This window comes from Sphingomonas sp. CCH9-F2 (genome assembly GCF_001556735.1).
Taxonomy (GTDB): Bacteria; Pseudomonadota; Alphaproteobacteria; order Sphingomonadales; family Sphingomonadaceae; genus Sphingomonas; species Sphingomonas ginsenosidimutans.
Genome location: NZ_LSJO01000288.1, coordinates 1 through 9,674, shown reverse-complemented (window position 1 = coordinate 9,674; position 9,674 = coordinate 1). Strand labels below are relative to the sequence as shown.

Below are 9,674 nucleotides of genomic sequence, written 5' to 3'. Positions count from 1 at the left end.
CGCCAGGGTCCCGCCTTTGCCGATCCGGGTCTCCTCTTCGAGGCGTGTCACCAGATCGACGGTGTTGAAGTAGCGGGCGCGAGCGCCCCTTCGCACGACATTGGCGGTGATCGCGATGGCGAGGTGGGTCTTGCCTGTCCCCGTGCCGCCGACCAGCACGATATTGCGGCGAGGCGGGAGGAAGGAGCCATCGTGAAGGGAGCGGATCATCTCCTCATTGATCGGTGTGCCCTCGAAGCTGAACCGCTCCAGGTCCTTCACCACGGGCAGCCTCGCAGCCGTCATCCGATAGCGGATGGAGGCTGCATCCCGGTGGGTCGCCTCAGCACGGAGCAGGTCGGTCAGTATCTCCATGGTGGTGCGCTTGCGCTGGAGGCCGGTGGTGACCGCCTCGTCGAACGCCGCCGCCATGCCCTTGAGTCCGAGGCCGCGCATCGTGTCGATCATATCATGCCGCTGCATCATAGCCTCGCAGCAGATCATAGCGGGCACAGTCGGCGAGCGGAGGATGCTGCAGCATCCGGTCTTCCGAAGTGACGATGCTGTGGGGTGTCGCCGGCTCGCGGCGCCGGGAGAGGATGTTGAGGATCAGCTCGTCGCTGGCCGTTCCGTTCGCCAACGCTTCGCGCACGGCAGCCTCTACCGGCTCCAGGCCATCGGTGAGCACCGCCGAGAGGACCCGCACGAACCTGCGATCGGCCTCGTCCCCGGTGCCGAGCCTTCGCCGTAATCGGTGCAGGGCGGGCGGCAGATCCCAGTCCTGGAACGGTGCGCCGTTACGCAGCGCGCCGGGCTTGTGCGCGAGGACCGGCAGATAATGCCAGGGATCGTATATCGTGCGGTTCCGACCGAAGTGGCGCTCATGCTCCCCGACGATCGCATCGCCGCAGCGTATGACGATGCGATCGGCATAGGAGCGCACCTGAACGGTCCGGCGTGCGGCCGTCGACATGACCGAGTAGCGGTTGCGATCGAAGCTGATGAGGCAGGTGCCGGTGACGGCATGCTCGCTCTCATGGAAGCCGTCGAACGGTGCCAGGATCGGCTGCAGGGCCGGTCGCTCCATATCCAGCGCCTCGGCGACGGTAATATCCCCGCGTTCGGGATGGGCATGATGCTCGGCCCAGCGCCGGCACTCGGCCTCCAGCCACCCGTTGAGCTCGGCCAGGCTGGCGAACCGGAGCCGCGGCTGGAAGAAGCGGCCTCGGATTGTCTGGACCTGCTGCTCGACCTGGCCCTTCTCCCATCCCGCCGCCGGCGAGCAGGCGGTCGGCTCGACCATGTAATGATCGGTCATGATCAGGAAGCGGCGGTTGAACACACGCTCCTTGCCGGTGAACACGGCCGTCACCGCCGTCTTCATATTATCGTAGATACCGCGTCGCGGCACACCGCCGAAGAACGCGAACGCCCGGGCATGGGCATCGAACAGCATCTCCTGGCCCTCGCGCGGATAGGCCCGGACATAGGGTGCGCGCGAGTCGCAGAGACGCATATGCGCCACCTTCACCCGCATCGGCTTGCCGGCGATCTCCACATCCTCGTGGCTCCAGTCGAACTGGTAGGCCTCACCCGGCTGGAAGGTCATCGGGATGAACGCCGGTGCGCCTTCGCCAGCATCCTTCCGCCGCGCAGCACGCCAGCGCGCCGCATAGCGGCGCACCGCATCATAGGATCCATCGAACCCCTCGCGCACCAGCAGGTCATGGATACGCGTCATCCGTAGCCGATCGCGGCGGCCGCGACCTTCGTTCTCCTCAAGCAGCACATCGAGACGATCCTGATAAGGACCGATCCGCGGCAGCGGCTGGACTTTGCGCTGATAGTTGAACGCCGCCTCCGGCGACCGGATCGCTTTGCGGACGACCTTCCGCGACAAACGAAGGTCACGAGCGATCGCCTTGATCGCCTTACCCGCTGCATGCTCACGCCGAATCCGAACCACTGTCTCCACGATCAACATCCCGTTCTCGCCAACTGATCAAAACCAGTCGGCCGACTAAATCCCCGGGATGAAGGGGTCCTTTTTGCACGCCGATCACCCCACGAAGGGGGTGCCTATTGCACGCTGATCCTCACTCTGGCGGCTGCCTTTTCCACCAGCCGGTTGGCGACGGCGCAAAGGTTTATCGACCATAGTCCTTGGCCCTGTATGATCGTTTGCCACGGTCAGAACGGACGCCGATGGTTTCGACGCAATGGCGGCATTCCGGATCACTGGTTTCCCCGTGATGATCTCGATCCTGAGTCAGACGCGATGGACGTGCTGTATGGAAAGATTGATCGGTCGCGGCCGACGATCATCGGGGCGGACGCATGGTTCGATCGCCGGGGCGCCGATAGGTTTGAGCTGACCGAGGAGTGCGTCAAAGGCTTTGGGAATGATGTGCTCGCCCTTCTGACGCTGAAAGATCAAATGCTTGATTAGGACCGCGCAGCATGGGGCTTTGAACTGGGCAAGTTACGCGTCAGCAATTCTCAGCCTACGCATCCGCTTGCGTAAGAGTCCGAACCGTCGCGATCGGCAGGAACAACCGCAAGCCGTTGGAGGGCAGCGGCTCAAAGCCATAGCCGGTATAGAGCGCGATGCGTTTCGCCACCTTCTCGGCATCGCCGCAGTCGAACACGTCCAGCATGACGACGGCGATCCCCAACGCTTCGGCCGCCAAGGCCAGGCGCTTGAGACAATCGACCAACAGATCGCCGCCATAGCCTTGCCCTTGAAAGCGGCTGTCGACGCCGATCATCGAAATGTAGGCGGCCGGGATACTGCCATGCGCAGGGCGGTTGCGGGCGAACCGATCGGGTAACTCGGTATAGTCGATCGCATGGGCGTTGGTGGCATAGAAGCCGATCAGCTCGCCCTCGGCACCGACCATCACGAAGGTGCGGACGTTATCCGCCTTGGCGAGCTTGTTCGCGGTCCGGCGGAAGAAGTTGTCGACCTGCGTGATGCCACAGGAAAAGGCCGCTCGATCGTGCTTGGCAGGATCGAGCGGTTCGATGGTGAAGAGCTTTGCGTCCTCTGTCGCCGTCACCTGCTGACGATCGTCTCACGATGCCGCGCGAATGCTGCCCGAAGTCGCTCGGTGGGTGCCGGCGGCGTGTCGAGCGCCGCAAAGAAGCGCGAATGATCGACCGGCTGCAGGGTGGTGCGTTCGTGCGCCGCGATCGTCTCCATCGCAGAGCGATAGGCCGCGTTCATCGTGAAGACGGAATCGTCCACACCGGAAAGAGCGGCAGCCTGCTGAATCGCCTGCTTGATGCGCGGCTTGGTACGGAAGTTCATCCGCTCGCTGCTGCGCTCCTCAACGGCGCCGACCTGATCCTGAAAGCCAAGCATGGCACACCTCATCCAACCTTCACGCACATGTACGTCTTTGCGGCGTACATTTCAACAAAAGATTGAGAGTCGCTTAATTTGTCTGTCCTGCTGCAGGCGTCAGAAACCCGCGTCAGAATGTCTGGCCGGGATGAGCCAACATGCACTTCGATGAGGGGTGTGGGAGCTGGTAGCTGCCGTGAGTGCCGGCGTGAATGGTGAATGAAGGCGTTCCCGTCTGTCCAAGCCGCCCCGTCCGTTTTCCTACCCAACCCTGCCCTTTGCCAAACGACCGCCAATCACCCACGGCCGATCGCACGACGGATCTGATCGCGTACGTTCATCCCGTCCCGCTCCCGCTCGGCGAAGACGTACAGGCCGCCGCCGCTTCGCTCCCACAGCTCACCGGCGAGGCGCTTTTCGGCTGCGTCGCGGACGAGATGGCCGCCCTTATACTCGACGACCAGGAGGCGGCCGTCCGTCAGCCGCGCCACGAAGTCGGGGTAGGTGCGGCCCGTCGCCAGCGGCAGCCAGAAGGCGGCGGGATGGCTCGCGACGTTGCGGACCCAGACGTCCACCTCCGGCACCGCGTCGAGCTGCTTGGCGGCGCTGAGCTCCTCGCCGTCCTCGCCGCTGTCGAAAACAGGTACCGCGGGCAGGAAGTGCTTGGTGAAGCGATAGCTGCCCCGATAGGCGGGCACGCCATCAAACATGCCGTCAGCGAAGCGGAAGCCGTGCTCGACCGAGACGGTCGGCGCAGCGTCGGGGCCGAAGAGGCAGCTCTGATACGCCCGCTCACGCGCGGCCTGGCGAACGGCGGCGATGCGATCGCGCAGGCGCCGCGCGAGCATGAAGCGGCAGCGCATCAGCGCGGCGAGCGGCAGATGGCGATCGCGGACCAGAAAACCGACCACATCGGCCAGCCACGCCAGCAGCTCGGCGGGGCGCACGTCATCCTGTCGCACCGCCTTTGCCAACAGCGCGACGAGCCCGCTCTCCGTCCAGCCCTCGACCGGCACGTCGAGCAGCAACTGGTCGCTGACGTCGCTGTGCGCCACGGTGAGCCGATCACCGTCGAGGTCGATCTGAAAGGCGTCGGCGGTTTCGGCCACGTCGAACTGGTCGCGGGTAAGCTGGTGACCGGCCTCGGCGAGCGACCAGTCGAAATACTCGGACAGGCGGTCCGTATCGGCGAACACCAGCTCGCCCTGCATCTGCGCCATCAGGCGGGGCACGACAAACGTCTGCCCAAGCTCGGCGGGCGCCGCTTCATGCGCGTGCTCGGCCTCATAGGCGGCGACCTGTTCGCGCACATGGGCGGCGGCGGGCGCGGGGAGCGCGGCATAGACCGCCGCCTTCTCCGCCTCGCGCAGGAAGCCGGTGATCCGGATCGCGCCATCCTCGACGCTGAGCCGATCGGGCGCGGCGGCCCTCACCGCCGCCAAAGTGCCCGCATCCGCCGCAACCTCGATCCGCGCGGACGGCAGCGGACGCGCGCGCGCGCCGAACAGCCCCTCTCCCAACGTCGGCGCCGCTTCGATCGACGCTTCCGCCTCCTGCTCCTCGAAGCCCATGTCGACCAGCCGGTCCTTGAGGGCCGTCGCGGCCTCCGCGAATGACTTGGACACGAGGTGCGCATAGGCCTTGTTCAGCGCGGGCGCCTTGCGCCTCCTCGCATAGGGCATGCGCAGCACGCGGCCGAGCAGCTGCTCCGCATCGGTCGCGCTGCGAATGTTGGCGACCGAACAGAAGACGTAGGCGAAGGAACAGTCCCAGCCCTCCTTCAGCGCCTCGACGGTGATGATGTAGTCGATCGGGCAGTCGGGCGAGAACAGGTCGATGCCGTCGAGACCGCGCTGGTCGCCGGTCGCGACCGCGATCTTGTCGGCGGGGATGTGGTGGACGGACCGGAGGTGCTCCAGCAGCACGTCGACGGTCACCTCGCGGCCCTTGTCCTCGGCCTGGAACAGCACCAGCGGGCGGATGTATCCGTCGCGATCGCGGCCCGCCTTCTCCGCCAGCTCGGCGCGGCGCGCGATCGCGCCGGTCACCGCACCCTCCCAGGTCTGGTGCTCATCCAGGCGGACGGGCAGCTTGATCATCTGCTCCGCCTTCAGCTCCGCGGCGCTAACGGCGTGGAGGATGTTGCTCTTGGGATGCGGGGTCGCGGTGAACTCGATGATGGCGGACGGGTTCACGCGCGCCTGCATCTCGCGCGACAGGCCGGTCACCGCCTTGTGCGCCTCATCCATGATCATCAGCGGGCGATGGAGGTGGAGCAGGTTGGCTAAGGAATAGCGTATGTCGTCCGGGTGGCCCCCTACCCGCTTTGCCACCTCGGCACCGAGCGGCTCCAGCCCCGAGATCCGCTTCGGCACGTTCGCGAACAACGGCTCCAGCGCCTCGTGGTGCGCATAGACCTTGCGCCCCTCTGTGTTCTCCACGCGCAGCGTCTGGATGGTGGCGACGAACACGCACAGGTGCCGCGACAGGTCGGCCGCGGTCAGCCGGGTGAAATCGGCGATGTCGAACACGCGCACCGGCTCACCGAAGGCGGCAGCCAGCGCCTTACGATAGTGATGGCGCGGGTTGTTCAGCGCGTCCACGGTCTGCCGGCGGATCGTCGTGGTCGGCACCAGCCACAGCACCGGCGGATAGTCGCGCCCGATCCACGCATCGCGCGCGACCGCGACGCTGTGCGCGGCGAGCAGCGTCTTGCCGCCGCCGGTGGGCAGGCGCAGGCAGACATAGGGCATCCCCTCCTGCCCGAGCAGGGGCGTGTAGCGCCCGCCATAGCCGCGCAGCCGCCTGGCCTGGTCCGGCTCGGTCGTGATCGCCTCGTACGCGGCCTTGGGCCCGTGCGCCTGTGCCGCTTCGAAAAAGCGACGCAGCGTGTCGAGGGTCGCCTGCTGATAGGTCTTGAGCTGCATCAGCGGGCCTTCACGTCGTAGGGCGTCTGCTTGAAGATGACGCGCTCGGCGGTGAGCGTCGCGGGCGACAGCCGGCTCGCCTCGCCATAGATGGTGACCGGGCCGGTGAAGCCCTCTGCCCCCTCCCGGATCAGCGCCAGCGTCGCGCGTGTCAGCACGTTGCCGCCCGCCGGACGCTTGTCACCGAGAATGCCATTGTAGAGCAGCGCGACCCCCTGCCCGTCATGGTGGCCCAGGAACGGCGTGGCGGCCGCTCCGGCGAATGGCGTCCCGGTCTCCGCGAACCAGACGTGCGCGGCGAGCGGGGCGAAGGCGATGCCGGCGGCGATCGTGCCATCGGCGTCGAACACCGCAGGGCCGAGCCGGTAGAAGTCGAACCCGCCCCCGCCCTGCCAGTCGACCGCCCGGCTGATGCCGCCGCCCTCACCCGCGATAACCTTGTTCAGCCGCGGCGCGCAATGAGTGACGGCATGGTCGCCCATCTCGATCCCGATCCAGCGCCGCCCCATCTTGTGCGCGACCGCCGCCGTGGTGCCGGAGCCGAGGAAGGAGTCGAGGACGAGGTCGCCGGGGTTGGTGGCAATGTGGAGGATGCGTTGCAGCAGGCGTTCGGGCTTGGGCGTGCCGAAACTTACGTCGGCGCCAAACAACGCGTTCGCCTCTTTCTTGCTCTCGTCAGTATGGCCGACCTCGCCATGTGGCCACCATGTCCAAGGCACCAATCCTTCGACCTCAGAAAGAAAACGGATGACGCTCGGCTGTGCGTTCCCGTCCTTGCCCCAGTAAATCCGCTTCGCCTCAACTAGCTTTTCGAACTCGGGTCGAATCATCGACCAGCAGCGACCTTCGGGAGGTGTATGCCGTCGACCATTCGGGGCGACAATCTCGTACATCTGGTTTGGGCGGTAGCCCTGCGCAGTCATCGGAAGCCCACGCCAACGCTTACTCGGGTCTGCTTCTTTGGCGTTGTCAGGATTGCGATAGATCTTGGCCTGATCCTCATCAAGCGGCAGCTTGTTGCGTTGCGCTTTGAAGCGCTCAGGTGATGGCGAATAAGCGAGCAGATACTCGTGAACGTCGCCGATCGCCTCTCGGTTTTCACGCGAGTAACGCTTTTGCCAAACAGGGCTTGCAATGAAAGATCCGCGTCCAAACACCTCGTCCATCACGATCTTGAGGTAATGCCCCTCATGATCGTCAATTGACACCCAGATGCTTCCATCCTCAGCGAGCAGTTCTTGGAGTAGTTCAAGCCGCGGATAGATCATCGCCAGCCACTGACTGTGCTCTAACGTGTCGTCATAATGGACAGAAACAGCCGACCGCGTATTGTAAGGCGGGTCGATGTAGATGCACTTCACCTGTCCGCGATAATTGGGCAGCAGGCTCTTGAGCGCCTCCAGATTGTCGCCTTGGATCAGCATGTTGCCGCTGCCGGGCGCGCCGGCGGAAAGCGCCGCGTCGCGCTCCAGCAGGCGGTACGGTACGGCATCCGCCGCCTTCACGTCGCGGTCGCGTGTCAGCCAGTGCAGGATCGGCATTGTGTCCCCTTCGCCCGCCTTCTTGCCGCCCTGAATGAAATCTGGCAAGTTCGTTGCTGAAAAGGTTCAAGGGGCTTTGTCTTGGCACATGATGGTGCAGTGCTGACGCAGATCGGCGACCTCGCCGAGGCTGGCGAGCGGATGATCGAACGCCTCCGGCGCAAAGCGTTTCTGCCCGAGAGCCGCAAGGGGCTCAACGTTCGCTTCGGCATCGCCGAGGCGGCACAGCTGCTCGGCTGCTCTACCAACCGCATCCGCATGGCGGAAGATGACGGGAGATTGCCCCCTGCCCCCGCCTCCGAGAGCGGGCGCCGGCTGGGCTACACGGTCGAGGAAATGCTGCGGATGCGCGAGGTGCTGGGCGCGTCCCCTGCCCGCGCCCCGCTCGACGTGCCGGCGATCATCGCGGTGCAGAACTTCAAGGGCGGCGTTGGCAAGTCGACCGTCACCACGCACCTAGCCCATTATTTCGCGGTGCAGGGCTATCGCGTGCTGGTGGTCGATTGCGACAGCCAGGCGACGACGACGACCCTGTTCGGCTTCAACCCACACTTCAACATTACGCGGGAAGAGACGCTCTACCCGTATCTCTCGATTGACCCAACCCAAGCGGACCTGCTCTACGCGGTAAAGCGGACGCCGTGGCCGAACGTGGACCTGATCCCGTCCAATCTCGAACTGTTCGACGTTGAATATGAGCTGGCGGCAGCGGGCAGCGATGGCGGATCAGTGCTGGCGGCGCGGTTTCGCAAGCTGAAGCGCGGTTTGTCCGACCTCGCGCGCGACTATGACATCGTTCTGCTCGATCCGCCCCCTGCCCTCGGCACGATTAGCCTGGCAGTGATGCAGGCGGCGAACGCGCTGCTGGTGCCGCTGGCGGCCACCACGCCGGATTTCTGCTCCACCGTGCAATTCCTGTCGATGATGGATCAGGTGCTGCACCAGCTGACGGGCGCCGGCATCGAGGTCGACTACCAGTTCGTCCGGCTGATCTGCTCCAAGTTCGATGGCAACGATCCCAGCCACGCAATGGTGCGCGCGATCATGGAGCAGAGCTTCGGCCCTGCCCTGCTCCCGGTGCCGATCCTCGAATCGGCCGAGATCAGCCATGCGGCGATGCGGATGATGACCGTCTACGAGCTGGAAAAGCCGATCGGCACGCCCAAGACGCACAAGCGCAGCCGCGCCAATCTGGACGAGGCGCTGCGGCAGGTGGAGCAGCTCGTGCGCCAAAGCTGGGGGCGTGTCGAACCGGCCAGCGAGGAGGCGGTGATCCATGCCGCGGCCTGACCTTTCCTACAACGCCATGTTCTACTTACGTTCTGCACGGGAGGTGCGGCATGGCGCGTAAGCAATCGGACTATCTGGCGGCGCTGCTCGCAGATGACGCGTCCGAACAAGGCAATGCCCCCTTCCCTGCCCCGGCGCGCGAGGCTCCCCCGGAACGCGCGCGCACGACCACGCTGCTCGGTCGCGAGTCCGCGCTGGCGCGTGTGGCGAGCGGCGAGGTGCGGCAGGTCACCCAACTGCTGCTCGATCCCGCGCGCGTGCGCATCTGGCCGGGCAACGCTCGCACTTACGCGCACCTCTCGGAGGAGAATTGCCGCGAGCTGATCGACTCGATCGTCGCCGAGGGCGGACAGAAGGTGCCGGCGGTGGTGCGGCGCGTCGACGGCGATCCGGATCACGATTTCGAGGTGATCGCCGGCACGCGGCGGCATTGGTCGATCAGCTGGCTGCGTTCGCACAGCTATCCCGACATGCAGTTCGTGGCGCAGGTCGCGCAGCTGGATGATGAGGCGGCTTTCCGGCTGGCGGATCTGGAACCCACATTCCCCAAGTAAATCGCTGATTTTGCTGTCAGGATCTCAATATTTCCGA

At 65.2% G+C, this 9,674-nt stretch carries 8 protein-coding genes and 1 pseudogene; 3 read left to right on the top strand and 6 right to left on the bottom strand.

Translation table 11 applies throughout. The features are described from left to right. Together AX685_RS08735 and istA are read right to left on the bottom strand one after the other, a co-directional pair. Window positions 1-462, bottom strand: a 462-nt coding sequence (locus AX685_RS08735; protein ID WP_197418535.1) for an ATP-binding protein, incomplete at its 3' end; no start/stop codon positions are given. Next, window positions 449-1,963: an IS21 family transposase gene (gene istA, locus AX685_RS08730; protein WP_066487626.1), complete on the bottom strand. Its 1,515-nt coding sequence runs from the start codon at window positions 1,961-1,963 to the stop codon at window positions 449-451. The genes istA and AX685_RS08735, both read right to left, overlap by 14 nt. A gap of 294 nt (window positions 1,964-2,257) precedes the next feature. Here istA and AX685_RS21520 point away from each other — a divergent pair, with 294 nt between their 5' ends. Continuing rightward, window positions 2,258-2,428, top strand: coding sequence for a hypothetical protein (locus AX685_RS21520; protein ID WP_156445731.1), 171 nt, complete (start codon window positions 2,258-2,260; stop codon window positions 2,426-2,428). Window positions 2,429-2,483: 55 nt separating this feature from the next. Here the strand turns inward: AX685_RS21520 and AX685_RS08725 are convergent, their stop codons facing one another. The 4 genes from AX685_RS08725 to AX685_RS08710 form a co-directional block, all read right to left on the bottom strand. Continuing rightward, window positions 2,484-3,038: a GNAT family N-acetyltransferase gene (locus AX685_RS08725; protein ID WP_010409162.1), complete on the bottom strand. Its 555-nt coding sequence runs from the start codon at window positions 3,036-3,038 to the stop codon at window positions 2,484-2,486. Continuing rightward, the gene (locus AX685_RS08720; RefSeq protein WP_231738721.1) at window positions 3,035-3,370 is read right to left on the bottom strand and encodes a type II toxin-antitoxin system TacA family antitoxin; all 336 of its coding nucleotides are present in this window, start codon (window positions 3,368-3,370) and stop codon (window positions 3,035-3,037) included. Before AX685_RS08720 ends, AX685_RS08725 begins: the two co-directional genes overlap by 4 nt. 251 nt (window positions 3,371-3,621) lie before the next feature. Next, window positions 3,622-6,252 carry a DEAD/DEAH box helicase family protein gene (locus AX685_RS08715; protein WP_066487624.1) on the bottom strand — a complete coding sequence of 877 codons (2,631 nt, stop codon included), beginning with the start codon at window positions 6,250-6,252 and terminating at the stop codon, window positions 3,622-3,624. Beyond that, window positions 6,252-7,793, bottom strand: a complete 1,542-nt coding sequence (locus tag AX685_RS08710; protein WP_066487623.1) for a site-specific DNA-methyltransferase — start codon at window positions 7,791-7,793, stop codon at window positions 6,252-6,254. Before AX685_RS08710 ends, AX685_RS08715 begins: the two co-directional genes overlap by 1 nt. Before the next feature lie 141 nt (window positions 7,794-7,934). Here AX685_RS08710 and AX685_RS08705 point away from each other — a divergent pair, with 141 nt between their 5' ends. Both AX685_RS08705 and AX685_RS08700 read left to right on the top strand, forming a co-directional pair. Next, complete coding sequence (locus AX685_RS08705) at window positions 7,935-9,083, top strand: AAA family ATPase (RefSeq protein WP_066487632.1); 1,149 nt, start codon at window positions 7,935-7,937, stop codon at window positions 9,081-9,083. 50 nt (window positions 9,084-9,133) lie between these two features. After that, window positions 9,134-9,619 (top strand): annotated as a pseudogene (locus AX685_RS08700) (ParB/RepB/Spo0J family partition protein); the annotation flags it as partial. Window positions 9,620-9,674 lie beyond the last annotated feature (55 nt).

What these genes read in the sequence shown, in the direction of transcription:
- AX685_RS08715 (WP_066487624.1), bottom strand. Translation starts at nt 6,252, where the DNA reads ATGCAGCTCAAGACCTATCAGCAGGCGACCCTCGACACGCTGCGTCGC.
- AX685_RS21520 (WP_156445731.1), top strand. Translation starts at nt 2,258, where the DNA reads ATGGACGTGCTGTATGGAAAGATTGATCGGTCGCGGCCGACGATCATC.
- istA (WP_066487626.1), bottom strand. Translation starts at nt 1,963, where the DNA reads ATGTTGATCGTGGAGACAGTGGTTCGGATTCGGCGTGAGCATGCAGCG.
- AX685_RS08710 (WP_066487623.1), bottom strand. Translation starts at nt 7,793, where the DNA reads ATGCCGATCCTGCACTGGCTGACACGCGACCGCGACGTGAAGGCGGCG.
- AX685_RS08705 (WP_066487632.1), top strand. Translation starts at nt 7,935, where the DNA reads ATGATCGAACGCCTCCGGCGCAAAGCGTTTCTGCCCGAGAGCCGCAAG.